At 44.9% G+C, this 25,713-nt stretch carries 26 protein-coding genes; 15 read left to right on the top strand and 11 right to left on the bottom strand.

Annotated elements, in window-relative coordinates; translation table 11 throughout:
• Window positions 1–185 precede the first annotated feature (185 nt).
• Complete coding sequence (gene gltX, locus BUE31_RS26185) at window positions 186–1,706, bottom strand: glutamate--tRNA ligase (RefSeq protein WP_073406834.1); 1,521 nt, start codon at window positions 1,704–1,706, stop codon at window positions 186–188.
• Window positions 1,707–2,023: 317 nt separating this feature from the next.
• On the opposite strand from gltX, the gene BUE31_RS26180 reads away from it, so the two are divergent.
• Complete coding sequence (locus tag BUE31_RS26180; RefSeq protein ID WP_073406833.1) at window positions 2,024–2,806, top strand: class I SAM-dependent methyltransferase; 783 nt, start codon at window positions 2,024–2,026, stop codon at window positions 2,804–2,806.
• 15 nt (window positions 2,807–2,821) lie between these two features.
• On the opposite strand, the gene dinB is transcribed toward BUE31_RS26180, so the two are convergent.
• A complete protein-coding gene (gene dinB, locus BUE31_RS26175) occupies window positions 2,822–3,937 on the bottom strand; it encodes a DNA polymerase IV (RefSeq protein WP_073406832.1) in 1,116 nt (371 codons plus the stop codon).
• A 524-nt stretch (window positions 3,938–4,461) separates the two neighbouring features.
• Here dinB and BUE31_RS26170 point away from each other — a divergent pair.
• Entirely contained in the window at window positions 4,462–5,151 is a 690-nt protein-coding gene (locus BUE31_RS26170) for a 3-keto-disaccharide hydrolase (RefSeq protein ID WP_073406831.1), read from the top strand.
• Between the two features lie 6 nt (window positions 5,152–5,157).
• The gene (locus tag BUE31_RS26165) at window positions 5,158–6,681 is read left to right on the top strand and encodes a Gfo/Idh/MocA family protein (protein ID WP_073406830.1); all 1,524 of its coding nucleotides are present in this window, start codon (window positions 5,158–5,160) and stop codon (window positions 6,679–6,681) included.
• Window positions 6,682–7,217: 536 nt separating this feature from the next.
• Here the strand turns inward: BUE31_RS26165 and BUE31_RS26160 are convergent.
• A complete protein-coding gene (locus tag BUE31_RS26160) occupies window positions 7,218–7,946 on the bottom strand; it encodes a nucleotidyl transferase family protein (RefSeq protein WP_073406829.1) in 729 nt (242 codons plus the stop codon).
• Window positions 7,947–8,620: 674 nt separating this feature from the next.
• Between BUE31_RS26160 and BUE31_RS26155 the strand changes: the two genes are divergently transcribed.
• From BUE31_RS26155 to BUE31_RS31625, 3 genes are all read left to right on the top strand, one after another.
• Window positions 8,621–9,685, top strand: a complete 1,065-nt coding sequence (locus BUE31_RS26155) for an AAA family ATPase (RefSeq protein WP_073406828.1) — start codon at window positions 8,621–8,623, stop codon at window positions 9,683–9,685.
• 167 nt (window positions 9,686–9,852) lie between these two features.
• On the top strand, window positions 9,853–10,881 hold the full coding sequence (locus BUE31_RS26150; protein ID WP_073406827.1) for a DUF6371 domain-containing protein: 1,029 nt from the start codon (window positions 9,853–9,855) through the stop codon (window positions 10,879–10,881).
• A gap of 35 nt (window positions 10,882–10,916) precedes the next feature.
• Entirely contained in the window at window positions 10,917–12,278 is a 1,362-nt protein-coding gene (locus BUE31_RS31625; protein WP_159440748.1) for an ATP-dependent DNA helicase, read from the top strand.
• Window positions 12,279–12,454: 176 nt separating this feature from the next.
• On the opposite strand, the gene BUE31_RS26140 is transcribed toward BUE31_RS31625, so the two are convergent.
• Window positions 12,455–12,691, bottom strand: a complete 237-nt coding sequence (locus BUE31_RS26140; protein WP_143167267.1) for a hypothetical protein — start codon at window positions 12,689–12,691, stop codon at window positions 12,455–12,457.
• A 53-nt stretch (window positions 12,692–12,744) separates the two neighbouring features.
• On the bottom strand, window positions 12,745–13,209 hold the full coding sequence (locus BUE31_RS26135) for a hypothetical protein (protein WP_234997910.1): 465 nt from the start codon (window positions 13,207–13,209) through the stop codon (window positions 12,745–12,747).
• A 262-nt stretch (window positions 13,210–13,471) separates the two neighbouring features.
• Here BUE31_RS26135 and BUE31_RS26130 point away from each other — a divergent pair, with 262 nt between their 5' ends.
• The 4 genes from BUE31_RS26130 (at window position 13,472) to trmB (ending at window position 15,723) form a co-directional block, all read left to right on the top strand.
• Window positions 13,472–13,957 carry a hypothetical protein gene (locus tag BUE31_RS26130; protein WP_073406824.1) on the top strand — a complete coding sequence of 162 codons (486 nt, stop codon included), beginning with the start codon at window positions 13,472–13,474 and terminating at the stop codon, window positions 13,955–13,957.
• Window positions 13,958–14,101: 144 nt separating this feature from the next.
• On the top strand, window positions 14,102–14,548 hold the full coding sequence (locus tag BUE31_RS26125) for a DUF6934 family protein (RefSeq protein WP_073406823.1): 447 nt from the start codon (window positions 14,102–14,104) through the stop codon (window positions 14,546–14,548).
• Between the two features lie 10 nt (window positions 14,549–14,558).
• Complete coding sequence (locus BUE31_RS30830; protein WP_143167266.1) at window positions 14,559–14,753, top strand: hypothetical protein; 195 nt, start codon at window positions 14,559–14,561, stop codon at window positions 14,751–14,753.
• Window positions 14,754–15,075: 322 nt separating this feature from the next.
• On the top strand, window positions 15,076–15,723 hold the full coding sequence (gene trmB, locus BUE31_RS26120) for a tRNA (guanosine(46)-N7)-methyltransferase TrmB (RefSeq protein WP_073406822.1): 648 nt from the start codon (window positions 15,076–15,078) through the stop codon (window positions 15,721–15,723).
• 272 nt (window positions 15,724–15,995) lie between these two features.
• Here the strand turns inward: trmB and BUE31_RS26115 are convergent, their stop codons facing one another.
• From BUE31_RS26115 to ruvX, 5 genes are all read right to left on the bottom strand, one after another.
• A complete protein-coding gene (locus BUE31_RS26115) occupies window positions 15,996–16,745 on the bottom strand; it encodes a hypothetical protein (protein WP_073406821.1) in 750 nt (249 codons plus the stop codon).
• 64 nt (window positions 16,746–16,809) lie between these two features.
• Window positions 16,810–17,640, bottom strand: coding sequence for a glucosaminidase domain-containing protein (locus tag BUE31_RS26110; RefSeq protein ID WP_073406820.1), 831 nt, complete (start codon window positions 17,638–17,640; stop codon window positions 16,810–16,812).
• 111 nt (window positions 17,641–17,751) lie between these two features.
• Entirely contained in the window at window positions 17,752–18,300 is a 549-nt protein-coding gene (locus BUE31_RS26105; protein WP_073406819.1) for a glucosaminidase domain-containing protein, read from the bottom strand.
• A gap of 3 nt (window positions 18,301–18,303) precedes the next feature.
• Window positions 18,304–18,942 carry an O-methyltransferase gene (locus tag BUE31_RS26100; protein ID WP_073406818.1) on the bottom strand — a complete coding sequence of 213 codons (639 nt, stop codon included), beginning with the start codon at window positions 18,940–18,942 and terminating at the stop codon, window positions 18,304–18,306.
• 176 nt (window positions 18,943–19,118) lie between these two features.
• Window positions 19,119–19,532 carry a Holliday junction resolvase RuvX gene (gene ruvX / locus BUE31_RS26095; protein ID WP_073407042.1) on the bottom strand — a complete coding sequence of 138 codons (414 nt, stop codon included), beginning with the start codon at window positions 19,530–19,532 and terminating at the stop codon, window positions 19,119–19,121.
• A gap of 258 nt (window positions 19,533–19,790) precedes the next feature.
• Between ruvX and BUE31_RS26090 the strand changes: the two genes are divergently transcribed.
• From BUE31_RS26090 to rmuC, 4 genes are all read left to right on the top strand, one after another.
• Complete coding sequence (locus BUE31_RS26090; protein ID WP_073406817.1) at window positions 19,791–20,936, top strand: DNA polymerase III subunit; 1,146 nt, start codon at window positions 19,791–19,793, stop codon at window positions 20,934–20,936.
• Between the two features lie 2 nt (window positions 20,937–20,938).
• Window positions 20,939–22,306 carry a PSP1 domain-containing protein gene (locus BUE31_RS26085; protein ID WP_073406816.1) on the top strand — a complete coding sequence of 456 codons (1,368 nt, stop codon included), beginning with the start codon at window positions 20,939–20,941 and terminating at the stop codon, window positions 22,304–22,306.
• Window positions 22,303–22,782: a gliding motility lipoprotein GldH gene (locus BUE31_RS26080; RefSeq protein WP_073406815.1), complete on the top strand. Its 480-nt coding sequence runs from the start codon at window positions 22,303–22,305 to the stop codon at window positions 22,780–22,782. Before BUE31_RS26085 ends, BUE31_RS26080 begins: the two co-directional genes overlap by 4 nt.
• A 120-nt stretch (window positions 22,783–22,902) precedes the next feature.
• The gene (rmuC, locus tag BUE31_RS26075) at window positions 22,903–24,297 is read left to right on the top strand and encodes a DNA recombination protein RmuC (RefSeq protein WP_143167265.1); all 1,395 of its coding nucleotides are present in this window, start codon (window positions 22,903–22,905) and stop codon (window positions 24,295–24,297) included.
• Between the two features lie 56 nt (window positions 24,298–24,353).
• Here rmuC and BUE31_RS26070 read toward each other — a convergent pair whose 3' ends face one another.
• Window positions 24,354–25,211 carry a hypothetical protein gene (locus tag BUE31_RS26070; RefSeq protein ID WP_073406813.1) on the bottom strand — a complete coding sequence of 286 codons (858 nt, stop codon included), beginning with the start codon at window positions 25,209–25,211 and terminating at the stop codon, window positions 24,354–24,356.
• Between the two features lie 56 nt (window positions 25,212–25,267).
• Between BUE31_RS26070 and BUE31_RS26065 the strand changes: the two genes are divergently transcribed.
• The gene (locus BUE31_RS26065; RefSeq protein ID WP_073406812.1) at window positions 25,268–25,591 is read left to right on the top strand and encodes a hypothetical protein; all 324 of its coding nucleotides are present in this window, start codon (window positions 25,268–25,270) and stop codon (window positions 25,589–25,591) included.
• Window positions 25,592–25,713 lie beyond the last annotated feature (122 nt).

The raw sequence follows: 25,713 nt of genomic DNA, 5'->3' as shown, positions 1-25,713 counted from the left end.
GTAGTCTGAAAATCGGAGAGGCTTGTAAATACTGAAATGGGCTTCAGTTTTGGGCTTTTGCAATTGACGGCAAAGTCGTTTTTAATGTTAATCAGCCCTTCTCACAAACATACGGTGTGTCCACATCTTTGTGGGGACACACCTATTAAATATAAATCACACAGAAAATCAACAATGGCTCGGTATTAACTACCAAACACAATCAACGCCTTCTCAATCCGCTTAATGGTTTCATCCTTGCCCAGCAGCACGGCAATATCAAACACATGCGGACCAAATTTGCCGCCAACCAGCATAATACGGAATGGCAGCATCAACTCGCCCGCTTTAATAGCTTTTTCTTCGGCCAGGGCCTTAAATGCCGCTTCCAGCTCAACAGGTTCAAATGCTTCGGTAGTATTTATTGTATTGATAAAAGCATTGAAAAATTCTGTTTTGGCATCCGTCCATTTTGGTTTAACGGAGTTAACGTCGTATTCCTTTGGCTGCTCAAAAAAGTAGGCAGACTGCTGGTAAAAATCAGCGAGCAATACGCAACGGTCTTTTACCTTATCAATAACCTGTAACAGGTAATCATCATTAGTAATAACAACACCCTTATCCGCTAAAACGGCCTTTACTTTCGGCTTTAAACTTTCCGCTTCCGACTTCTTAATCCACTCGGCATTGAACCATTTGGCTTTTTCAAAATCGAACTTTGCACCTGCTTTGCTAACGCGATCTAATGAGAATTTTTCAACCAGCTCATCCAGCGAAAAGATCTCCTGATCGGTGCCATCGTTCCAGCCTAAAGTAGCCAGCAGGTTTAAAAATGCCTCGGGTAAAAAGCCCAACTCGCGGAAACCGGGGGTAAGCTCGCCTGTTTTGGCATCAAACCAGTTCATGGCATAAACCGGGAAACCCAGGCGTGCGCCATCGCGTTTGCTTAGCTTGCCATGGCCATCGGGTTTTAATATCAGGGGTAGGTGCGCCCATTTCGGCATATCAGCTTTCCAGCCCAAATATTCCCATAACAATAAGTGCACGGGTGCAGATGGCAGCCATTCCTCGCCACGAAAGGCGTGTGTAATTTTCATCAGGTAATCATCAACCACTACAGCTAAATGATAGGTAGGCATTCCATCGGCCTTTAATAAAACCTTGTCATCAACCTGGTTGGTTTCAAAACTTACATGGCCGCGGATCATATCGTTAAAGCTCACCCTGTCATCGGCAGGCATTTTTATGCGGATAACATGCGGGGTATGGGCATCAAGCAACTGGTCAACCTCATGCTCTTTTAATGATAATGAGTTACGCAAGCTATTGCGATAAGCTTGCCCATATTGAAAGTTAGGGATCTCTTTACGGTTTTGTTCCAGCTCTTCTGTGGTATCAAAGGCATAATAAGCGTGCCCTTCTCTTACCAGCTTTTCGGCGTATTCTCTATAAAGCGATTTGCGCTCGCTTTGACGGTAGGGAGCAAACGGGCCACCGGCTACCGGGCTTTCATCGGGAGTTAATCCGCACCATTCCAGGCAATCTAAAATATATTGTTCTGCGCCTTCCACATAGCGGCTTTGGTCGGTATCTTCTATCCTTAAAACAAAATCGCCACCATTTTTTTTGGCGAAAAGATAATTAAACAACACTGTACGTACACCCCCCAGGTGTAAACCACCTGTAGGACTTGGTGCAAACCTTACTCTAACTTTTTTATCAGACATAGTTTGGCAAAGATAGGTTTATAGTCCGAAAGACGGAAAGTCCGGAAGTCGGAAAGATAGAAAGTGGTTTTGGGTTGACAGAGGGGGGTGAGTCCGGAAGTCGGAAAGTCCGGAAGTCCGAAAGATAGAAGATGGTTTTGGGTTGATAGAGGGGGGGAGTCCGAAAGACGGAAAAGTCAGTAAAGTCCGAAAGATAGAAGGAGGTTTTGGGTTGATAGAGAGGCCAGAGATTAGGGATTAGCCAGGAATGATTTTCCATCAATCGGGATTAATGCAATTCCAAATTAATCCCTAACTTGCTCCAAATCTAAACGCTTATGGGATCAGCCGCTATACAGGGGCCGCTTTGGGGAAAACAGCCAAAAGACTGGGCCACTATACAGGAGCAAACCGGCAATGCGGGTTATGCTTATGCACTAAATTCATTAAACCTTAACCCGGCAGATAAGCTGCTTGATGTTGGCTGCGGATCGGGCCTTTTCAGCGGCATTGCAAGCGCCACAGGGGCCTATGTAACTGGCATAGATGCCAGCGAAGCCCTGATTGAGCAGGCCTGGCTACGTAACACCACGGCCCATTTCAGCACCGGTGAAATGGAAGAGCTCCCCTTTGCCGATAATACCTTTGATGTGGTTTGCGGCTTTAACTCCTTTCAATATGCAGCCAGTACCGGCAATGCATTTGCCGAAGCCCGCCGCGTGCTAAAGCCCGGTGGTAAAATAGTTGTGATGATTTGGGGAAATAAAGAAGACTGCGAAGCGGCAAGCAACCTGGCGGCTATAGGCAGCCTGCTGCCACCGCCACCGCCCGGCGCTCCCGGGCCATTTGCCCTTACCGAGAACCATCTACTCGAAAAAATATTGGGCGAAGGCGGGTTTAAAATAATTAACCAGAAAGATATTGATACGGTTTGGGACTACCCGGATACCGACATCGCTTTGAAAGGCCTGTGTTCGTCCGGTCCAGCTGCCCGTGCTATAGAGAACAGCGGACAGCAAAAGGTGCAGGATGTGGTTTTGCAATCAATGCAGCCCTATATTCAAAGTAACGGGCACGTGGTTTATAAAAACAAATTCAGGGTAGTTATTGCGGAGAAGTAAGATGCCTGTAACGATTTATTTAAAAGGGAACAGCCTGAGCTGATCGGTGGGTTTTTCTTCTTTCTGCTTCACGGGAACCTCTCCAAAATTTGAGAGGGAGATGCCCAGCAGCCTGATCCGCTTATCCTCCGGCTCAGTTGCGGCAAGCAGCTTTTTTGCTGTTAAGCATATGGTTTCGAGGTCGTTTAAACCTGCGGGGAACGATTGGTTGCGGGTGATCTGTTTAAAATCGTGGTATTTTATTTTGAGGGTGATGGTGCGGCCTTTTAACTGGTAATGCTGCAAGCGGTTGCATACGGTGACGGCAATTTTGTCAAGCTCGGCTTCCATTTCTTCAATGGTGGTAAGGTCGTAAGCAAAGGTATCTTCAGCGGCTAATGATTTTGTTTCGCGATGGGGTTGTACCTCGCGGTTATCAATGCCGCGCACTATGTTAAAATAAAACCTGCCAACTTTGCCAAAGTGTTTGGAAAGCTCTGCCTCGGTAAGTTTTTTAAGATCATCGCCGGTGTGCAGGCCCATGTTCTTCATTTTTTGTGCGGTAACCTTGCCTACGCCAAAAAACTTTTCGACAGGCAGTTTTTCCATAAAGCTTTCAATTGCCGATGGGCCTATAAACTTCAAACCATCGGGCTTATTAATATCCGACGCTATTTTGGCCACAAATTTATTGATAGATACCCCGGCAGACGCCGTTAGCTGCAACTCATCTTTTATGGCCTGTTTTATTTGCTGCGCTATCTCAATGGCCGAACCGATGTTCAGCTTATCGCTGGTTACATCAAGGTAAGCTTCATCCAGCGAAAGGGGTTCGATCAGATCGGTATAGCGGCTGAAGATCTCGCGGATCTGTTGCGAAACCTCTTTATAGGCGGCAAACCGGGGCCTTACAAACAACGCATGCGGACAAAGCTGCAACGCTTGTTTTGATGACATGGCCGAGCGGATCCCGAACTTACGGGCCTCGTAACTGGCCGTAGCAACCACACCGCCCCTGCCTTCGGGCGGGCCGCCTACAACAAGGGGCTTGCCACGGTATTCAGGATTGTCGCGCTGCTCAACAGATGCGTAAAATGCGTCCATATCAATATGGATGATCTTACGGTGATTTTGAGCAGAGGCGTTTTCCATTTGTGTTACAAGCTTTACAAATATAATGGCAAGGAAGGGATAATTTTTAATGAATGGTAGTGAGTTTACTCCCCCGACGACGCTTCGCTGGTCGACCTCTCTTCGTCTGCGACGGAAAGAGGTGGGGGAAAGAAAAAACAAAAAGATTCTTTAGCCCTCTTTACGCGCAGCGAAGAGAGGGCAGGTCCAGCGAAGCGATGACCGGGTGAGTAAAATCTGCTCGCGATATTAACGCCAATGCATTCACGCTGACCTGCGTTAGCGATAGTAGCGGATACCGGCCCTTCGCGCCTAAGGCCTGCAGGCGTATGAGCGGATAGCGCGGGCCCCGGTTCTATCACCGGGGTAACGCCATTGTTGAAAAAGTTGGCAGTTTGGAGCGGGCAGTTGGCTGTAAAGTATTGTCTGTCCCCGCGTTTGTAACAATTGTAATAGGGCGTATGCGATATGCCGCCACAGTTGTTGGATCAAAAAAATCTATCTACATTAGATTCTCCAATTATAAACCATTTACTATCCTAACTATGACAACGATCAAAAAACGATTTGCTAAAGGCTTATTTGTAAGCTTTTCCCTGTTATTTTTATTGGCATTTACCAATGCAAACGCGCAGAATAACGACGGCTGGCGACAGCTTTTTAACGGTAAAGACCTTAACGGCTGGAAACAGGTGGGCAAGGGCAGCAGGTATGTTAAGGATGGCTTAACCGGCAGCCATGGCGGCATGGGTTTACTGTACTGGACCAAAGAAAAATTCAGCAATTGCACTATCCGGGTTGTTTATAAAATGCAAAAGTTTAACAGCAATTCGGGCGTGTTTATTCGCATTCCGCTGGAACCGCGCGAGGAATGGATGCCTGTGTTTTATGGCTACGAGGTACAGATAGATAATCACCCGGAAACCTCAAAGGAGGATGATTACCATGTAACCGGCACTTTATACTCGCTGACCAAACCATTGGCTAAGCCCGGCAAGCCCGGTCCGGAATGGAACACGATGGATATTACGCTTGATGGCCCGCGCACCATTGTTACGGTGAACGGCCAAAAGGTTACCGACTATACCGAAGGCCAGCCAACCCCAAAACGTAAATTTGATTTTGAGCCATATAGGGGCTTAAGGCCAAATGAAGGATATATAGGGTTGCAAAACCATGGGAATGATGATATAGTTTTCTTTAAGGAAGTTTCTGTTAAACCGTTAAAAAAATAAACAGCCATGGAAGAAAATAAAAAAAACGCTGCCAAAAGCGGCATAACCCGTGGCGACTTTATTAAAAAAGCGGCCATTGCTACCGCCGGGTTTTATATTGTGCCCCGCTATGTGTTGGGCGGCAGGGGCTATACCGCGCCAAGCGATAAGCTGTACATTGCGGCCGTTGGCTGCGGCGGCGAGGCCGAGAATGATATTCACCATTTTGCTACTGCGCCAAAGAAGAATGCCGAAATGGCTTTTTTGTGCGATGTGGACGACCGCATGGCAGCACCACGCCGCAAGGAATTCCCCAAAGCAAAGTTTTACCACGACTGGCGCGAAATGTTTGAGAAAGAAAGCAAAAACTTTGACGCCGTTACGGTTGCCATCCCCGATCATAACCATGCGCTGGTGGGGTTGAGCGCCATGCGGCTGAAGAAACATTTATACCTGCAAAAGCCGCTTACCCATGATATTTACGAGGCCCGGATATTAACCGAAGCCAGCAAAAAATACCAGGTGGTTACCCAAATGGGCGACCAGGGCGCCAGCTGCGACGGCATGCGCACCCTGCGCGAATGGTTTGAAGCCGGCCTGATTGGCGATATTGAGAAAGTATATTGCTGGACCGACCGCCCTGTTTGGCCGCAAGGGATCTCGTGGCCTAAGACGAGTCCGCCGGTGCCTAAGGAGCTGAAGTGGGACCTGTGGCTGGGCACGGCCAGGGAAACTAATTATATTGATAACCTGGTGCCTTTTAACTGGCGTGGCTGGTGGGAGTTTGGCACCGGCGCACTGGGCGATATGGGCTGCCATATAATGGGGCCGCCGTTCAAATTGCTGGGGCTGGGTTACCCCACCGAGGTATCGGGCAGTGCAAGCACGGTGTACCAGGGGATTTTTAAGGAAGGCATTTACCCTGAAAGTGGCCCTGTATCAAGCTCTATTAAGTTTAACTTTACCCAAAAGAACGGCAAACCGCTTGACCTTTACTGGATGGATGGCGGTATAACTCCCGAACGCCTTGCTGAATTGGACCCGGATGTAAATATGAACGCAGCCCTGGGCGATATCTCGTCTGAAAATGATTTTGAGGGTTGTACGCTGTTTATTGGCACCAAGGGTAAGGCTAGCTGCGGCTGGGGCGGCAGTCACCCGCGGTTGTTGCCGCTGGCGTTGAACAAGGATGTGCATGTGCCCGAAAAGTATCCGCGGATACAGGGTGGCATGGATGGCCATTGGTGGCAATGGGTTGATGCAAGTATTGCTGGCTATGGTAAAATGGAGGTCGACTCGCCGTTTGTGGGGTATGCCGGGCCGCTTACCGAAACGGTGCTGATGGGCAACCTGCTGCTGCGCACCTTTAACCTCCGCGAAAAAATAAAACGCACCGATCCGGTTTATGGCAATATGGAAGGCTACAAATTCAGCGGCCGCTATACCAGTCTTAAATGGGATGGTGAAAATATGAAGATCACCAATTTTGATGCTGCTAACCAGTATATTAAACGCGAGTATAGGAAGGGTTGGGGAGAATTGGTTTTGTGAGGAGGATACATAGTTGATGGTTCATAGTTCATAGCCGGAAAGGTGGTCAGTTGGCCGTTTTGAGTAGGCAGTTGGCAGTGAGGAATGCAAAAAAGGGGTGTCATGCTGAGGCTCTCGAAGCATGAGCGCGGGGCTTGGGGATGCTGTGGGTATGAGTAAAGCCTGCTGGTTGCTTCGAAGCTATATTCCCTCTTAGAACTTAAGCATCTTCCCGCTCATAGCCGCGGAGGCTTAGTCCTTTTTTGTCTTGATACAAAAAAGGACCAAAAAAAATCAAGACAGAAAAAAGCTTCCGCGCTGCAGGCCAGACTCCCAGGCCCGCTTTTCTGTCGTGCCCTTGCCCGCTTTTGTTTTTGGATCGGATTGGGCTTCATTCTTTATTCAGGCACCTGCTTTTTTGGAGGATGTCTGCTGACAAGTAGGAGAAATTTTAGGTAACCAACAACTTTCCCAAAAGTATCCGCCCTGCGCGATTCTTCCTACTGCCACTTCCTTTCTTTCCATGGACCATCGACTATTGACCATCGACATTCTCCTCAACTATGAACCCCCAAAAGCACCAGCCACTGGTAACCATCAACTTTTTCAATTTCCTCCAATTGCTCATTTGCTATTTTAACGGTAAGGGGGATCTCGTTGGTTTTATCAAACGGACTTGTTCTTAACCGGGCATCGTATATGCCGTTGTACATTTTTATGTGAGGGTCATCTTTCAGGCGGTAGGTTGGGTATTGGCCTACCACCGCTGCAGCCTCGTCAAATTGGCCGGCCTTGAAGTTGCGGGTTACATCGCTCTTGTCTATTACCACCCTGAAGGAGTCTTTCAGTGTCCGCAGCTTAATATTTCTTAGCGCGCATTCATACTCAATAGTTGAGGTTGAGCCCGTTTCGCCAATGCCAAAGTATTGGTTTTCGCCTATCCAGAGTTCCTTTAGGGTTATCGTGCTGTCTTTAGCTAATTCATTAAAAACACCTTCGGCGCCCGCACTCAGGTCGTCGCTGCCAATGTCGAGCACCAGTATGTTATTGATCCCTAAATGTTTAAAAAGCTCGATCCTGGCAGGCAGATCGAAATAGTCTTTATAAAGCTTGCCATAGGTAAAGATTGCCGGGTTTGGATAAACAATAATTATATATGGGTTTAAGCCTTTGGTTTTACTGTAGGTGAGCAGCTTTTTAAATATGGCCCTGTGGCGGGGTAAAAGCGGGTCCCAGGTGCCCAGGATGGCTATGGCGTTATTGTTGATGTTTTTGTGGAAGATCATTGTTTAAAGCTTGGCTTGCACCGTGTGGGGCGATGGTGTTAAGGTAAGAAATTTAGATGGGAGTTGGTATGGGGGAGTTCATGGTTGATGGTTCATAGATGATGGTTCATAGTTCATAGCCGGAAGGGTCGATGGTCCATAGAAGGAGGGGGATTATGCCATTGTTGTTACCTGGGGGGCGGAAGAATCAAAACAGGTTAAATTAGCCTTTTTGTCATCCTGAACGCAGTGAAGGATCTTATCTAACTGATAAGTCGTCGCTATACTTGTCCTGCGTTCCTATCCCGCGTAGAAGATCCTTCGTCCGCGCTCCAGGATGACAAATTAATAGCCTCCAGACACCTGTGGTGATAACACCAACAAGATCTCCAAATAAATATTACAGATTATTCTTGATTGTTAAATAATTTTCTGTATATTTGTATTGAACATAAGCCTCCAGCTATTTCAAGCTTCAAAAGCGTCCGTTCGTCCGCTGACCCCTTAGTCCCCGGACAAACGAACACCCTAAAATCATAGCACTCAGGTCTTCTTATTAAATAGAAGATCAGGCCCTTTATAAAAAGGGTTATAGGAGGAGTATTATCTAAAAAACTCATTTTTTTTCCAGTAAAAAAGCAGCCGCATACCCTATCAACTGGAAATAACCAGCCTGCAACAAATAATAAAATTATATGAACACCAACAATGAAAGCTCAAAAAGCACTTACTACACCAAGCCTGACCAGATGGATTCCTTCCTGGAAAAAGTTATCCCCCAACCTGAACCATCTACCGATTTGCTCACCACCCATTCTGCTGGGCATTGGTTAAAGTCGGCAAGCAAAAAGGCTATTCCCAAAATGTTATTCGGTAAGTTTTGGTACGAGGGCGAGATCTGTATTTTATTTGCCGATAGCAACCTGGGCAAATCCATACTGGGGGTGCAGATAGCCAATTGTATAAATACCGGTAAAGCAATGGAGCCGTTCCAGCTGGAAAGCGAAGTACAGCCAACCCTGTATTGCGATTTTGAATTAACCGAAAAACAGTTTGAGGCCCGGTACTCTGATAATTACGAGAATCATTACCCTTTTAAAAGTGATTTTTACCGGTCGGAGTTAAACCCCGATTCGGTGATCCCCGAAGGGTTTAAAGATTTTGACGAATACCTTATTGCAGCGCTTGAGCGCACCATTGTGCAAAATAAGGCCAGGGTTGTTATAGTTGATAACCTTACCTACCTGCGTAATGAAACCGAGCAGGCTAAAGATGCCCTGCCGTTAATGAAGCAGTTAAAAAAGCTTAAAAACAAGTACAATCTGTCGTTACTGGTGCTGGCTCACACGCCTAAACGCGATTTAACCCAGCAAATAACGCTTAACGATTTACAAGGCAGTAAAATGCTGATGAACTTTTGCGACAGCGCCTTTACCATAGGCGAAAGCAGCGCCGAAAAAGACATGCGCTATTTAAAACAGATAAAGCAGCGCAACACCAACCAGGTATACGGTTACACCAATATTTGCCTGTGCCGCATAACCAAGCCTTTTAACTTTTTGCAATATGAATTTGCAGGCTACGGCAACGAGTTTGACCATATTAAAAAGCCGGGCGACCGCCTTAACAGCGATGATATGGAAAAGGCAGTTAAGCTAAGGCTTGAAGGGTTAAGCTTACGCGATATTGCCAAACAAATGGGCATAGGTTACCAGAAGGTTGACAGGCTGATAAAAGCTGCCGAAAAACGAAATGCCTGAATCCGTCCGTCCGTTCGGGAACCCACAGGTAAGAGAACGGACGGACGGGGTAGGAAAGTCATTGGTCATTGTGTCATTAGTCATTGCCTTGCAGACGATGACCTGAAATGACCCAATGACAGCACCGCGAAATGACCAATGACCAATGACTAATGACACAATGACCAATGACCACCCCACACCGCTACACCCTCGAACCCTATCGCGGTAGCAAAACCCGCTACCATTGCCCTGAATGTAACCAGCGCTCGCGCACGTTTACCCGTTATATTGATACCCAAACAGGCGATCACCTTGCCGACCACGTTGGCAAATGCGACCGCCTTGACCAATGCGGCTATCACTACAAGCCCCGCGACTTTTTTAAAGCCAACCCCGGCGCTTATAAACCATCAAACAACAACTCTTTTAATATGCTGCCAACAACTAAATACTTTGATACCATCCCGCCATCAATTGTTGAAGGCACCATGCGCGGGTACGATAAAAACGTTTTCACCATGTTTTTGGCCGAAATGTTTGGCGCTGAACAAGCCATCGCCTTAATAGAAAAATACAAGATAGGCTGCGCAAAACACTGGCCCGGCGCAACCGTATTTTGGCAGATTGATGCAAACGATAAAGTACGCACCGGCAAGGTAATGTTGTATGGCGGTAAAGATTGCCGCCGTATAAAACAACCCTTTAACCATATTGCATGGGTGCACCGGCTGTTGCGGGCAAAGCCAGACAAGGGCCAGCTCTCCGCAGTAAAGTTAGATTACCTGCCCCAGGCTTCCGATTATCAGCTAAAGCAATGCTTATTTGGCGAGCACCTACTCTCCCTTGAGCCTTTTAAAACGGTGGCTATTACCGAAAGCGAGAAAACCGCCATTATAGCCAGCGTTTACTACCCTAATTACATTTGGCTGGCAGCCGGCAGTTTAGAAGGCTTAAGTGTTGACAAATGCCAGGTGTTAAAAGACCGCACCGTGCGCCTGTATCCCGACATTAACGGCTATGCCAAATGGCATAGCAAAGCCCGCGAACTTAACGCCCGCATCCCCTCGGCAACTTTTGTGGTTGATGAACGCCTGCTGCACAACGCAAGCGACCAGGATCGCTTGAGCGGAATAGACATTGCCGATAAATGGATTGATGAAAAGCTGTTAGAATGGGAGCTGGAAAAGGAATTAGAACGCAGCAAGGGCAAGTAATCAATTTAATAATCAATAACCTTAACAGCCAACAAATGACAACCTATCACAACTGGTTTAACAACACCAGTAGCGCCAATAAATCAGCTAAAAAATTTGAACCGAAAAATAAATTACCCGACAACCTGCTTATAACCGATGAGTTTGCAGCCGCATTTCAGCAAATGGAGTATACTGATGATTGCGTCTATATTACCGGTAAGGCGGGCACAGGCAAATCAACCCTGCTAAAGTTTTTCAGGCAAAATACCAGCAAAAATGTAGTGGTGCTGGCACCTACAGGCATAGCCGCTTTAAATGCTGAAGGCGCTACCATCCATTCATTCTTCAGGTTTGCGCCGCAGCTTTCAAAAAAAGAAACCATTGTTAAAGACCACAGCAGGCACCAGCTTTTCAGGCAGCTGGACATGATTATTATTGACGAAATATCAATGGTGCGGGCCGATGTGCTGGATTGTATTGATTATGCCTTAAAGATAAACCGCAATGATTACAGTCCGTTTGGTGGTGTGCAGATGGTGTTTTTGGGCGATGTGTACCAGCTTGCGCCCGTAGTTGCAGGTAAAGAAACCGCTGCTTACCTCGACAGGCGCTTTGGCGGTCCGTATTTTTTTAACGCCACCGTTTTAGCCGGGGTGAACCTTGAATATATTGAGCTGCAAACCATATTCAGGCAAAAGGATGCCGCGTTTAAAGATCTGCTGAACAGCATCCGCGCAAATAACATTACCAACGGGCAATTGCAGCAACTAAACAAACAATACCTGCCCGGTTATACCCCCGCTGCCACCGATGTAAGCCTCACCCTTACAACTACCAATCAAATTGCTGATGATGCCAACAAAAGCAGGATGCAAAGCCTGCAAGCCCCGGAATTTACCTACCCGGCTATTATAAAAGGCAAATTTGAACCCTCGGCATACCCCGCCGACCCAAACCTTGTTTTAAAAGAAGGCGCACAGGTAATAATGCTAAAAAACGACAGCCTGAAACGCTGGGTAAACGGCAGCATTGGCATTGTTGAAAGCCTTAGCGATAACAGCGTAACCGTTAAATTAAACGATATAAGCTACACCATTGACCGGGCCGAATGGGAAGTGATAGCGTACCAATACAATACCAGGAGCAAGAAAATTGAGGCTGTGGTAACCGGTTCGTTTAAGCAATACCCCCTAAAACCGGCGTGGGCAATAACCATACACAAAAGCCAGGGCCAAACGTATGATAAGGTAATAATTGACTTAGGCACCGGCGCATTTGCCCACGGCCAAACCTATGTGGCACTAAGCAGGTGTACCTCCTTAGAGGGCATTGTGTTAAAAAAACAGATCCGCCACCAGGATATTATTGTTGACCCAAAAGTGGCACAGTTTATAAAACAGCGCACATCCTGGTAAAGCGTCCGGGGTGTTCTTTTGGGGATGGGGAGGAGAACGGACGGACGGTTTGGGAAGGGGGAGGTTAAAGGCGAAAGGTAGAAGAACTTTACCATCTCGTCATTGCGAGGAACAGCCTGTCCCGGATTTATTCGGGAAAGCAAACGCTGAGCTGTGCAGATCAATGGAGGTAGACGCTATTGTTGCTGCAGGGCAGCAATGCAGGTGCTTCTTAAAGGCATTTTACTACTGAGCATGCGGACCACAAGGGTGGACCCTTGCGGTAGCGGAGAGGAGGTTAAAGGCGAAAGGTAGAAGAGCTTTACCATCTCGTCAATTGCGAGGAACAAAGCAAACTCTGAGCTATGCAGATCAATGGAGTAAGATGCTATTAGTGCGGCAAGGGCAGCAATGCAGGTGCTTCTTAAAGGCATTTTACTGCTGGGCATGTGGACCACAAGGGTGGACTGTTGTGGTAGCGGGGGGCTTAATTCGATTTTATAATATTGTCTTCTTGTAGTTTTTTTAGAGCCGATAATATCCTTTTTACTATTAATTCATATTTAGACCAATCATATTCTACAATTTTTGATTTATCCCTAAACTCCATCAAAGAAATTATTGCTGTTTCGCTTTCCTTGAATGTGTCGACATAATGAGCGAAGATATTACGCTCATTATTCAATAATCGTAGTTCTTCTATAAATTTACTACTCGGCCAAGTATTGTTTTTAGTTTTTATAAAATCAGGCGTTTTTCTATCCAATATCGTTTTTAGCGCAGTTCTCTTAGCCTCAAATGTTAGCCTATTCAAAATAATATTCATTAAATCATATTTTTTGTCTGAATCTATAAAATATGAAGCTATATAAACATCTATAGTTGTTTCTAAGGCAGCGAACTGCGCTAATAAAAAACCTCGATAATAATGTTTCTCTTTATGAGTTGGCATTTCCATTGTGATTTAAATTTAGTCCTCTAATCTAATTAATTGTTTTCAAATAGATTTGTCCCCCGCTCCCGCAAGGGTCCTCCCTTGTGGTCCGCGTTCAGGTAGCCATAATGCTATGTTGAATAAAGCTTATGGTAACATCTGTCCGCCGCCACCCCATTCCCCTGACCAAACAAACACCTGTTCAGCACAACAATCATCCCATCAAAATTTTTCAATACATTTATCCCCTAACCCACCCACTTCAACAAACAACAACCCCATGGATGAACTCATAATCTCCAATTTCGATACCGCCTATTACAACAGGGCGATAGGTGGTGCCGTTGTATTTGTTGTGCTCACCGGGAGAATGCTGTATGCTTGCCTGTTGGGTAACCCGGCACCCCCCATGGCTGCTTATATAATTACGCTGCTTTTATGTGGCGTGCTTTGGGTTTATTATTATTTCTTTTCAAGATCATGGAAAAGGATCACGGTAACCGCCACCGAAATAATTGTGTACGATGTTGTTTTTAAAAAGCAGGTAATTATTCCTTATGCGGAGATCACCCGGATGGGCACTTACAGAACGCGAAAAGGTTTTTCTCAAAACTTTGCTATTGAGTTTAAGGATGATCAGTCGGTAGCCTTTAATGAAGCCTGGTATGATAATTACAACAAGCTAACCATGGCTATTTACAACCACAAATACGGCCCGGGCCATGCCCGCGAAAGGTATTTGGAACGGAGGGGGGACAAGACATAGCACACCACCGTGATTGATGCTAAGAGGACGTAAATAAAAAAATATTGAGTTAGTTTTTATCTTCATTTCTCAAGCACTACTGAAAATAATAATTATTAGGTTTGGGATGCGTACAATAAGCAATCATTAAATAATTCCGGTTGAATGAATTTAGAGCGTTATCCTTATTTAGTAAAAAATAATTTTCATGATTACGAGTTTTATAGCGAAGGGCCGAACGGTCGCATAAAAAAGGCGGTACGATTTACCAAAATCAATGATGAGGAGCCTATATTCTATAACCTGGGATTTGGTGACGTTTCAGAAAAAACGGATGCTATTGACGATAGTATAGTAAGCAACAATAATGATAGGGATATAGTGCTGGCAACAGTAGCTAAAACTGTTATTGATTTTACGAATATTCATGGTAATCACTATGTTTTTGCAACCGGAAGTACACCTGCGAGAACCCGGCTTAATCAAATAAGCATCTCCGGATTATTCAATGAAATAAGCATAGATTTTGAAGTATTGGGTTTTAAGGATGGGAATTGGCAGCCATTTAAAAAGAACGCAAATTATGAAGCGTTTTTGGTAAAAAGGAAATAAAGCAATATATTTGAATATAGGAATAAGGAAAGGAGTTGTTATGCCCGCAGTTAAGAAATCAGAAAAAGAAAATAGTTTTTACGATAATGCCATTATAAGTGATAAAGTTAAGGATCGCAGTAATGATCCTTACTTCGTAAAAAAAGCGGAAGAGGCTAAAGCGTTTTTGCACAAGCATCCGCTACCAGAGCACTTGAAAAAATAGGAATTGATGAAAAGAATAAAATAAAGGCCGGAAGAAATTCCGGCCTTTATTTTTAGCCATCCAAAAGTGTCAACCCACACCCGGCGCTCGCTGCTGCAAGGGTCCGCCCTTGTGGTCCACATGTTATGGTAACCGCGTACAATTTTGATTTTGAAAAGGATCAAATCACACCGTCCGCCTGTCCGCCACCACTCCATCCCCCAAACGGACGAACACTTGCAGGCTCAACCTAAAGCCGGGATTTTACGCTAACAAACCCCCAATTCAAATCACCCTAAATTAAATTCCCGAAAACCCTATTTTTGCGTTTTAAATATTTTAAGTGGGAAAAGATAAATTAAGGCGTTTTGCAGAGATCGATACTTTCAGCAACGTTTTACAGTTAGATGCCGGCAAGCCTTTTAAAGGGCAATGGAACACCGGTTTTTTTAAAAACAGCAACCCGGTTGTGCTCGAGCTGGCCTGTGGTAAAGGCGAATACACGGTTAACCTGGCTACCCTGTTCCCCGGTAAAAACTTTATCGGGATTGATTATAAAGGGAACCGCATCTGGCGTGGCGCCAAAACCGCGCTGGAAGATGGGGTTGGCAATGTTGGCTTTTTACGCATCCAGATTGAAACGCTGATAGAATATTTTGCCCCCGGCGAGGTCGACGAGATCTGGGTCACCTTCCCCGATCCGCAACCGCAGCTGAGCCGGGAGAAGAAACGACTTACCTCAACCCGCTTTTTGGATATGTACCGCGTAATATTAAAACCCGGCGGCTTTGTAAACCTCAAAACCGATAACGACGACCTGCATGCCTACACCGTCGAAAAAATTGCCGACACAGCCCTAAACCTGCATGTAAGAACCGAAGATCTTTATCATTCAGAACATGCCAATGAGGTGCTCAGCATCAAAACCTATTACGAGAAAAAATATTTGAAGCATAATAAAAACATTAACTACCTGAAGTTTTCTTTTTAGTGGCGGTGGGTGATTGCATGGGAGGGGCTGTTCCGCTGTGCATTGGCGTGAATATCGCGCGCAGAATCTACTCCCCCGGTCATTGCTTCGCTCGACCTGCCCTCTCTTCCGCAAGCGGGAAAGAGGGCTAAAAAAAACTTTCATTTTTTCTTTTCCTCACCTCTTTCCGTCGCAGACGAAGAGAGGTCGACCAGCCGCTGGCTAGCGGAGTCGTCGGGTGAGTCAACTCTGCGCCAAGCTTCTTCCACAAGCAGTAAAGAGAGCTAAAAATCTTAATTGATTACCGATGGGGTAACCAGGGCCGGGAGTGCGTAGGTGCGCTGGTTGCGCATATATCGGCGGAAGTTGGCTCTTATCATGGCAACAAATTCATATTCGCTGGCGGTTTGCGTGGTGTAATAGCCGGGGCGGTACCTGAGCATAAATGAGGCTAGTTTTTCGCCCTTTAGCCCGGTAATGTTGCCTACATAGGTGGGGTTAAAGCGGAAATCTATGCTGTTTTGCTCAAAGTCGCGCTGTATGGTTTCGCGCAGATGTGCGGCATTCCGGCCTTCCCTGCTAAAAGCATTCCACAGGGCATCAATGCTTAAACCGGCCCCGCCGCTTGATGGACTGGTTAAAAAATCGCTATAGGCCAATGAGCCGTATGCCTTACTAAAATCGCGCTGGCTTGCACGGAGCCGCATCAACGGACTAAGCACCGTATCATGCACCGTAACCAGGTTTAGCTGGATAGCCAGGCGCTCCAGGTAAATGGCAAGGGGGGCATTGCTAATAATTTTGATGGTATCGGGGTGATATTCGGCTTTCGTGAAAACAAGCTGATCACCGGGTTTGGCAGCTATAGCAAATTCGCCTTTTAAATTGTTATAGGCCGAAATTCCGGTAGTGATATTATGGATGCTTACGGTTGCTACACGGTCTTTGCTTTCTTTTTCAAACACAATACCGTCAACTGTTTTATCCTGCGAAAAACACTTAACCGTTAGAAACAAAAAACATAATACCAAACCCCACTTCATTGCAGCACTAAAACTACGGCTTTCGCTTAATCATAAGCGTACTATTTAACAAAAATTAACAACATCACCGGGTAACTACAATTTTCTGGCCAATTTTAATATTATTATCGCCAATATTGTTTAGCGCCTTCAGGCTGTCAACAGCTATTCCAAAACGTTTGGATATGTTATATAGTGTGTCGCCCTGCTTAATGGTGTACGTTTTATCAACAGGCGGGCTTTGAATAGAGTCTTTTGCGGCTTTGTCTTCTTTTTTGTCAATCTGCGTAAATACGCGGTCAACCCGTTTTATTTTGGCAACCTCGGTTCCTTCGGGGCTGTCGTACTGGTTAAGGTTATATTTCTGGATGATGCCTATCAGCAGCTGCGGATACTTCGGGTTGGTGGCATAGCCGGCTTTTTTTAGTCCGTAAGCCCAGCCCTGGTAGTCGTTTTTATCCAGCTCGAACAAATGGGCATAGTTTTTCTTTTGCAAAAATATGGAGTGATCACGGAACGAGTCTTCCGGCTTATCATATACCCTGAAGCTGTCGTTAGCGTTATCATCATCCTTATAGTAAACCTTTCCCTGCCATGAACTCCCGCTTTTTATGCCGAAGTGGTTATTGGCTATGCGGGCCAGGCTGCCATTGCCGCTGCCTGACTCAAACAGGCCCTGCGCCAGCGTTATACTTGCCGGGATGCCGTACAAATTCATCTCCTGGACAGCGATGGCCTTATACTTGTCAATATATTGCAAAGAAGTAAGCGGGGTATAGTTGGCAAGGCTTGCGCTATTGGTTTTTTGAACGCTTTTGTTGTTCTTGCGGGCCAGCCTGTCTGATACTGTTCCCTTACGGGCAGAGCAGGCGGTAACAAAAACCATCCCCATAAATAAATATACGAATTTTCTCATTTCAATAACAAATCAATATCACCGGCCAGGTGTGTCCCGGCCAGAATTATGACTTATAACGTAGGTTTTGAGCTGTAAGTTTCGTTTAGGGGATAGATTAACGCTCTTTTTTTAATTATTTTGCGCCATTTGATCCTGATTTGCAGTGTTTTCCTTCTCTGCCGGGTTCTCGTCGAAGTTATAAAGCTGATATTTTTTTATCAACCCCAACACCTGCGCCGACCATTTGTGGCTGCTGGCATAACCATGTTTCTGGATACCGTGCGCCCAACCTGTATAATCAAAATGGGTAAATTTATCCGCAAGGCCGCTAAATTCGCTGCGTTCGGTCATAATGCGGGCAAAATCCTGGAAGGAGTCATATACCGATTCATACCGTTTATATTTTGAATGCACTTTTTTGTTGTGCTTGTAAAAAACAGCGCCGCCGCCGCCCTTTACACCAAACTGATTGTTTAAATTTTGTGCCAGGGTGCTGTTTCCGCAACCCGACTCGTGCATTGCCACGCCTAACACTATACTTGCGGGAACTCCGGTTTGATGCATTATTTTAATGGCATCGTCCTTAAATTGTTCAATATATGATTTGGCGGTGTTTTTTTGTGCTGAGGCCAAAAGGGTTGAGGCCAGCAATAATGTAACCAGTACGAGTTTCTTCATAATTTATTTTTTTCTGATGATCAGTAATCCATCACGCACGGGCAGAATCATTTTTTCTACGCGGCTGTCTGCGGAAACCTGGTCATTTAGCTTGCGGATGTTCTCAGTGTCGGCATCATTTTCTTCGCCATACACCTTTCCTTTCCACAAAACATTATCAATTATTATTAATCCTCCGGACCTTACTTTGTCAAATACAAGTTGAAAGTATGTATAATTATTCTTTTTATCAGCATCAATAAACACCAAATCCCAATTATCAACGTCTAAACCGGGAATTATTGCCGTAGCCTCGCCAAAATGCAGCTTTATTTTTTTGCCAACATTTGTTGAGTTAAAATGTGAATTCAACATTGGCTTCAGCTCGCGGTTCACTTCAATAGTGTGGATCAGGCCATCTTCCGTTAGTCCCTCGGCAAGGCAAATGGTGGCATAGCCGGTAAAAGTACCCACCTCCAAAATGCGTTTCGGCTGGATCATTTTGCTCAGAAAACTAAGCACCCGCCCCTGGTAATGGCCCGATAACATGTGCGGACGCAATACCTTCAGGTAGGTTTCCCTGTTGATGTTTTGCAGCGCTTCCGGCTCCGGCTCGCAATGCTCATCAAGGTATGTTTGGAGTGTGTGATCCAAAATTTCCATGGGGCAAAAGTAAGGAATTTTATTTTAATGGAAATTTGGGATGCCTGTTTGCTGTTTTTGAACCATGATTAAAAGATTCTCATGATACAAAGCGGCAAAAGCACTGACAGCCGCAAACACCCAACATACAAGCATCCCTCCATCCACTAATCAAGCAAATCATGGTTCAAAAAAAATCAGAACCTCCTCTTCTCCATAAAAGACTGCAATAATATTACCGCTGATATCGTATCCACCAATTCCTTATTCTGCCGGTGTTTTTTATTCATGCCGCTTTGCGCGATGGTTGCTGAAGCCATTTTGGAAGTAAAGCGCTCATCCAGCATTTCAATCGGAATTTCGGGGAAAGTCTTGTTGAGGAGGTTCACAAATCCTTTTACATGGATGGCCGACTGGGATGGTGTGTTATCCATCTGCTTGGGTTCGCCTACTATAAAGCGTTCCACCTGTTCTGTTTGGAAGTATTTTTTAAGATAATCTATAATATGGAGCGGATGGATGGTGTCCAGTCCGGTAGCGATGATCTGCATGGGGTCGGTTACCGCAATGCCGATGCGCTTGGTACCGTAATCAAAGGCCATAACTCTCATAGATGTGAGATATGGGGTGTGAGGTATGAGATTAAGAAGCGCATGGGAGCAAAGATAAGTTGAATTAGTAGGATATTCGCTTTTGGTAATAAGAAGCGATTTAAAACCAATCATCACATCATCTGATGTATAAGGATTGTTAATTTTCGTCAAAAAAACTGCTCCTTTTTCCCAGATCTCACATCTCATATCTCGGGTCTATTGTAAAATCTTACATCACCTATCTCACATCTCATATCTAATTCCTATTTTGCACCAATGCAGTTTAAGCAAATAGTTGGACAGGATGCTATAAAGCAACGGTTAATTACCTCGGTAAAAGAGAACCGGGTTAGTCACGCGCAGTTGTTTTTGGGGCCGGGCGGATCGGGGAGCTTGCCGTTGGCGGTTGCATATGCACAATATTTGTCGTGCGAAAACAAGCTGGAAGATGATTCCTGCGGCGAGTGTTCGTCATGCCGCAAGTACCAGAAACTGATGCACCCTGACCTGCATTTCTCTTATCCATTCTTCGCCAAGCATAAGGACGATACTGCGATATCTTTTATTGAACAATGGCGCGATGCATTTATAGCAAACCCATATTTAAGCCTCGATACCTGGCGCGGATACCTGGATGCCGAAAACAAACAGGCAAACATCAACATTGCCGAGTGCCACCAGATCATCAAAAAACTGAGCTTTAAGCCGTTTGAATCGCCTTATAAAATTTTAATCCTCTGGCTGCCTGAATATTTGGATAAAGAGGGCAATGCCCTGCTAAAAATTATTGAGGAACCACAGCCAAACACTTTGTTTTTGCTGGTGGCCCAAAACCAGGACCAGATCCTGAATACCATTTTGAGCCGTACGCAGCTAATAAAAATTCCGCCTTTAGGCTTTGATGAAATAAAAAATCATTTGATAAGCCAGCATAATCAAACGGTTGATGCCGCTACCGAAATTGCATACTTAAGCAATGGCAGCTTAACCGAAGCCCTGACCATGCTTGAATATGACAACAAGGGTTATCACGGGCAGTTTGTGCAATGGCTGCGCCTGTGTTTTGCCAATAAAGGGCTGGAGGTAATGAGCTTTGTTGACCAGGCATCGAAAATGGGGCGCGAAAACCAGAAGAACTTTTTACGTTACGGGATAAACTTTTTACGGGAATGCTGCCTGCTGCTATCCGGCGCTGGCAGCCTGGTGCATTTACCGGCACATGAGTTGGAAACGGCACAAAAAATGACCAATGTAATGAATGTGCCTATGGCGCAGGCAATTGTTACCGAGCTGGAAAAGGCGCATTATCATGTGGAAAGAAATGGGAACCCTAAAATTTTATTTTTAGATGTATCTTTACAAATTATAAAAATACTTAGCTTTAAAACGATCCCGCAGGGGACACATTATATACCGAATTAATTATGGGATGCGGAAGTTGTTCAACGGGGGGCGGATGCTCGCCGGCCGGCTGCAAAAGTAATGGCTCATGCCTTACTAATGGTTGCAGCAAATTAGATGTTTACGATTGGCTGTCGCATATGGACATGCCAACTAACTATAAGCCTTTTGGCATTATCGAAGTAAAATTTAAAGGTTCGAGGAAAGAGTTTTTTCTTAATGCCGATAACATTTATCTTGAAGCCGGCGAACTGGTGGTGGTTGAAGCCGCTACAGGTGGTTATGACGTGGGCCATGTTTCTGTAACCGGCGAGCTGGTTAGGATGCAAATGGTGAAGCGCCGGGTTAAAGAAGAAGATGTTGCAAAAAAGATCTATCGCAAAGCTACCGTTGCCGATGTGGATAAATGGAAAGCGGCCAAAGAGCTTGAATGGGAAACCATGCATAAATCGCGCACCCTTGCGCTGGAGCTTAACCTATCAATGAAGTTAAGTGATGTGGATTACCAGGGCGATAAAACCAAAGCCACCTTTTATTATACGGCCGAAGGCCGGGTTGATTTCAGGGAACTGATCAAAAAAATGGCTGAAACCTTCCGCATCCGTATTGAAATGCGGCAGATCGGGATGCGCCAGGAGGCAAGCAGACTTGGAGGCATCGGATCATGCGGGCGCGAGTTGTGCTGCTCAACCTGGCTTACTGATTTTAAAACGGTATCAACCTCCGCTGCGCGGTATCAAAACCTTTCGCTCAATACTTTGAAACTGGCAGGCCAGTGCGGCAAGCTTAAATGCTGCCTCAATTACGAGCTGGATACTTACATGGATGCCCTGAAATATATCCCTGATAATGTAAACGTGCTGCGTACCGAAAAAGGGGATGCGCGCCTGCAAAAAACGGATATATTTAAAAAGCTGATGTGGTTTAGCTATCCGCGGGAAGAATCGTGGATCCCATTGCCGCTTAGCCGTGTAAAGGAAATTCAGCAAATGAACAAAGACGGCGTTATTCCGGCAGACCTGGGTGAAGTGGTTGAAGTTGAAACCAAGCCGGTAAAAGTTTTAGATTATGAAAACGTGGTTGGCCAGGATAGTTTAACCCGCCTTGACGAGCGCAGAAACCAAAACAACAAAAAGAAAAATAAGAACCGGAATAAAAACCAACGCCCCGGCGGACAGGGTGAAGGAGGCGGTGCGCCCCGCCCGGATAACGCAGCTCAGGGCGCGGCACCCCAGGCAGCACGTACGCAAGAAGGAAGGCCTGAAGGTGGAAATCCTAACCGGAATAAAAACTTCCGTCCGAACAGAAACAATCAAAACCGCCCCGGCAATCCGGGTCCCGATGGTAACCGGGACAGGAACAAGGGAGATCAGCCAGGTAAAAAGGAATGAAAAAAAGGTTGAAGCTCTTTTATTTAATATTGTCAGCAAGCCTGTTATTGCTTGCCGGCTGCACCGATAAAAACGCAGTTATTGATCAGAACACGGAAGTGCCCGATCATAACTGGACCTACCTTAACCGGTTCAGGTTCCCGGTTAAAATTGATAATGAAAAACAGGCTTACACTGTTTATATGAACCTAAGGGTAACCGGTGATTATAAATATTCAAACCTGTTTGTGCTGATCTCGCAAACTGGGCCCGATAAAAAAACTGCCCCAAAGCGCTACGAAATGAAGCTGGCCAATAAGGATGGCGAATGGCTGGGTAAAGGATCAGGTAATTTATACAGCTACCAGGTTCCTTTCCTTATTGATTATAAATTTCCGGTAAAAGGTACCTATACCTTTGTTATTGAACAAAATATGCGCGATAACCCGTTGCGGGAGGTGAGCGATGTTGGAGTGAGGGTGGAGAAAGCAAACTAAGATTAGTAGGATTCAAAGATTATAGGATCCTGAAACGTGTTAATTAATCTTAGGCATCCTCAAATCCTAAAAATCTTAGTTTAAATTATTTACCTTAATTTTGCTAATATTTTTATCAAAATGAGTGTTTATATTTTAGTGGCGTCTATCGTTATTCTTTTAATTGCTGTTTTTTTATTTTTGAAGAAACCGGCTACTGCCGTTTCTGCGGAGGAGCTACTGCGTTTAAAAAATGAAAATCAATCGCTTAATATTGAGTTGGCCAAAGCGGAACAATATGCCATTGGGCTGATCTCCGAAAAAGACAGCATCACCAGCCTGCTTAAAGAAGAAAAGAACCGGTTACTGGATGAACTGATAGACGAGCGTTCGCAACTGGCGGCTGCCAATCAATCACTGGAGAGTGCGCGGGCTTATTATAAATCGCAGCAGGAAAAGATCCAGGAACAAAAAATTGAGGTTGACCAGATCCGCAAGGATTTCCAGCTGGAATTTCAAAATATAGCCAATAAACTGTTGGATGAAAAATCGCAGAAGTTTATTGAAACCAACCGCACCAATCTTGATATACTTTTAAATCCGCTTAAAGAAAATATAAAAGCCTTTGAAGAGAAGGTGGAAAAGGTTTATAACATGGAAGCTGCCGAGCGCAATACGCTTAAAGGTGTCATCACCCAGCTGATGGACCTGAATAAACTGATCAGCAGCGAGGCGCAAAATTTAACAAAAGCCCTAAAGGGCGATAATAAAAAGCAGGGAAATTGGGGCGAAGTGATCCTTGAAAAAGTGCTGGAGCGCTCGGGACTGGCTAAAGATAGGGAATACCGCCTGCAGGCCAGTATTGTTGGTTTGGATGGAATGCGGTTACAGCCGGATGCCATTATTGACCTGCCGGATGATAAACACCTGGTTATCGACTCCAAAGTTTCCCTGGTTGCTTATGAGCGCCTGGTAAATGCCGAAACCGAAGAGGAACGCAGGCTATATTCAAAGGGGCATGTGGAATCAATCCGTGCGCACGTAAATAATTTATCATCAAAAAACTACCACGATCTGTACCAGATCAATTCGCCGGATTTTGTTTTGCTTTTTGTGCCGATAGAATCCTCTTTCAGCTTTGCTGTACAGATAGATGCGGAGCTTTTTAGCGATGCCTGGGATAAGCGGGTGGTGATTGTAAGCCCGTCTACCTTACTGGCAACGTTGCGCACCATAGCCAGCATCTGGAAGCAGGAGCGCCAAAACCGCAACGTTCTTGAAATTGCCCGGTTAAGCGGGGTGATGTATGATAAGTTTGTTGGTTTTGTTGGGGATATGGAAGGCATTGGCAAAAACATAAAGCTGAGCCAGAATGCTTATGACAGCGCGTTTAATAAGCTGGTTGACGGGAATGGGAATTTGACAAAAACTGCCGAGAAAATTAAAAGTCTTGGGGCAAAGGCCAATAAGCAGATAGATCAGAAATATATAAATGATGGTGAGGACTTCCTGTCAACTGAGAAGGAAACCGTTTAAACTATTTGTGCCGTTTTAGACTGGGGCATGCTAAGGCAAATAAAGGTAATTTATTCCTACTTAGTTGCCGGCGTTATTTTTGTTTCATGAACAGATGTGATTTTTGCCTTCCCCGTCATTGTCATTGTTTTTATTTGCATTTGATAATTAAAATCCAGGCCATTGCTCATTGTTGTCGGGAAATTGTGTGCAATATCATAAACAAGTTTTCCGCCGCCTTTTCCAATACCTTTTCCTGTCATTTTAACGCCGTCCTTTTCCATATTCATATCAAAATTCATTGATTGATCCATGTCGAAAAAAGCGCTGTTGTTTTCTATTGATATAAGTTTGTACACAATTTTTATTGTCGACGCCATATTAAAACCTGCAACAGGAAGGTTGAATGGTACTTCCTGTGTAAAAGACTCGCCGGGACTTAGTGCCTTTTCCGGAAAACGTAATTGATTTATCAAGCTGCTTAACATTGATGAAATGACCGTTTTTATGCTTTCATTTAATGCTTTACCTGGTATCGAATCCAAAGTTATCTTTCCCTCGGTTGTATAAGTGCCGTATATTTTTACCCCGATAATCGGGTTTGCAGGACTTGATGTTTCGGTACCATTAACGGCTTTTGTCGACTTAATGTCTTTAAAAGTAAAAATTATTGGGAACTCGCTTGCTGCATTAACAGTCCCTGTCTGAACACTTGTCGTCATTTTTGTTGAAGTCGTCATTGTCACTGGCATCTTTGTGCCACTGGCTTTAATTTTTTCCATGTCCGCGGCATCACCGGTCATGTTCATTTCCATGGAAATATTTGTGTCATAGGAAAGAGCAGGCACATATTTAATCTTGAACAAAATACTTTGCTGCGCCTTAAGCTGACCGAATATTAAGAAAACAAGGATAAATAGAAGAGGTGGCTTCATTAATTATAAATTTCTTAAAGATAATTAATTCGTGCTATTTTGTATTGATATAAAATATGGCCGAAAAATTAAAGATAATACCCATTCACCTGTTGGAGGTATTCATCCAACAGGTGAACCGGGATCTTCAAGTCTCCTTTGATAATTTAAAGGATGCGGAGATCTCAACGGATACTTTTAGTTTTTATACGTCGATATCAGCAATTACATCGTCGCGGATTGAGGATGAGCAGATGGAGATTGACAGCTATGTGAAACATAAAATGCTGGGTATTGAATACTTGCCCGACCTGGTACAAAAACCCGATGATTTGTACCGGGCCTATCTGTTTGCCCAGCAAAATGAGTTAAAAGCATCAAATTTTTTTTCAATCCCATAAAATAATAGCTACTCATTTACTGCCTCCTGCAAAACGGGGAAAATTGCGCCTGGCAATATGGTTGTATTGGAGCACAATATCGGCGGATCCCGTTTGAAGCAGCACCTGTAAGCCGGGTAACC

It is taken from the genome of Mucilaginibacter sp. OK098 (genome assembly GCF_900142915.1).
In the GTDB taxonomy this organism is placed as follows: domain Bacteria; phylum Bacteroidota; class Bacteroidia; order Sphingobacteriales; family Sphingobacteriaceae; genus Mucilaginibacter.
This window is presented reverse-complemented; position numbering and strand designations above follow the sequence as displayed.

Bases quoted from the DNA above. Each gene is read 5' to 3' on its own strand.
- BUE31_RS26125 (WP_073406823.1), top strand. From the start codon at position 14,102: ATGAATTTAGAGCGTTATCCTTATTTAGTAAAAAATAATTTTCATGAT.
- dinB (WP_073406832.1), bottom strand. From the start codon at position 3,937: ATGGAAAACGCCTCTGCTCAAAATCACCGTAAGATCATCCATATTGAT.
- BUE31_RS31625 (WP_159440748.1), top strand. From the start codon at position 10,917: ATGACAACCTATCACAACTGGTTTAACAACACCAGTAGCGCCAATAAA.
- rmuC (WP_143167265.1), top strand. From the start codon at position 22,903: ATGAGTGTTTATATTTTAGTGGCGTCTATCGTTATTCTTTTAATTGCT.
- gltX (WP_073406834.1), bottom strand. From the start codon at position 1,706: ATGTCTGATAAAAAAGTTAGAGTAAGGTTTGCACCAAGTCCTACAGGT.
- BUE31_RS26085 (WP_073406816.1), top strand. From the start codon at position 20,939: ATGGGATGCGGAAGTTGTTCAACGGGGGGCGGATGCTCGCCGGCCGGC.
- BUE31_RS26065 (WP_073406812.1), top strand. From the start codon at position 25,268: ATGGCCGAAAAATTAAAGATAATACCCATTCACCTGTTGGAGGTATTC.
- BUE31_RS26180 (WP_073406833.1), top strand. From the start codon at position 2,024: ATGGGATCAGCCGCTATACAGGGGCCGCTTTGGGGAAAACAGCCAAAA.
- BUE31_RS26170 (WP_073406831.1), top strand. From the start codon at position 4,462: ATGACAACGATCAAAAAACGATTTGCTAAAGGCTTATTTGTAAGCTTT.
- ruvX (WP_073407042.1), bottom strand. From the start codon at position 19,532: ATGAGAGTTATGGCCTTTGATTACGGTACCAAGCGCATCGGCATTGCG.
- BUE31_RS26155 (WP_073406828.1), top strand. From the start codon at position 8,621: ATGAACACCAACAATGAAAGCTCAAAAAGCACTTACTACACCAAGCCT.
- BUE31_RS26130 (WP_073406824.1), top strand. From the start codon at position 13,472: ATGGATGAACTCATAATCTCCAATTTCGATACCGCCTATTACAACAGG.
- BUE31_RS26160 (WP_073406829.1), bottom strand. From the start codon at position 7,946: ATGATCTTCCACAAAAACATCAACAATAACGCCATAGCCATCCTGGGC.
- BUE31_RS26115 (WP_073406821.1), bottom strand. From the start codon at position 16,745: ATGAAGTGGGGTTTGGTATTATGTTTTTTGTTTCTAACGGTTAAGTGT.
- BUE31_RS26080 (WP_073406815.1), top strand. From the start codon at position 22,303: ATGAAAAAAAGGTTGAAGCTCTTTTATTTAATATTGTCAGCAAGCCTG.
- BUE31_RS26090 (WP_073406817.1), top strand. From the start codon at position 19,791: ATGCAGTTTAAGCAAATAGTTGGACAGGATGCTATAAAGCAACGGTTA.
- BUE31_RS26070 (WP_073406813.1), bottom strand. From the start codon at position 25,211: ATGAAGCCACCTCTTCTATTTATCCTTGTTTTCTTAATATTCGGTCAG.
- BUE31_RS26135 (WP_234997910.1), bottom strand. From the start codon at position 13,209: ATGCCAACTCATAAAGAGAAACATTATTATCGAGGTTTTTTATTAGCG.
- BUE31_RS26150 (WP_073406827.1), top strand. From the start codon at position 9,853: ATGACCACCCCACACCGCTACACCCTCGAACCCTATCGCGGTAGCAAA.
- BUE31_RS26140 (WP_143167267.1), bottom strand. From the start codon at position 12,691: ATGCCTTTAAGAAGCACCTGCATTGCTGCCCTTGCCGCACTAATAGCA.
- BUE31_RS26165 (WP_073406830.1), top strand. From the start codon at position 5,158: ATGGAAGAAAATAAAAAAAACGCTGCCAAAAGCGGCATAACCCGTGGC.
- BUE31_RS26110 (WP_073406820.1), bottom strand. From the start codon at position 17,640: ATGAGAAAATTCGTATATTTATTTATGGGGATGGTTTTTGTTACCGCC.
- BUE31_RS26105 (WP_073406819.1), bottom strand. From the start codon at position 18,300: ATGAAGAAACTCGTACTGGTTACATTATTGCTGGCCTCAACCCTTTTG.
- BUE31_RS26100 (WP_073406818.1), bottom strand. From the start codon at position 18,942: ATGGAAATTTTGGATCACACACTCCAAACATACCTTGATGAGCATTGC.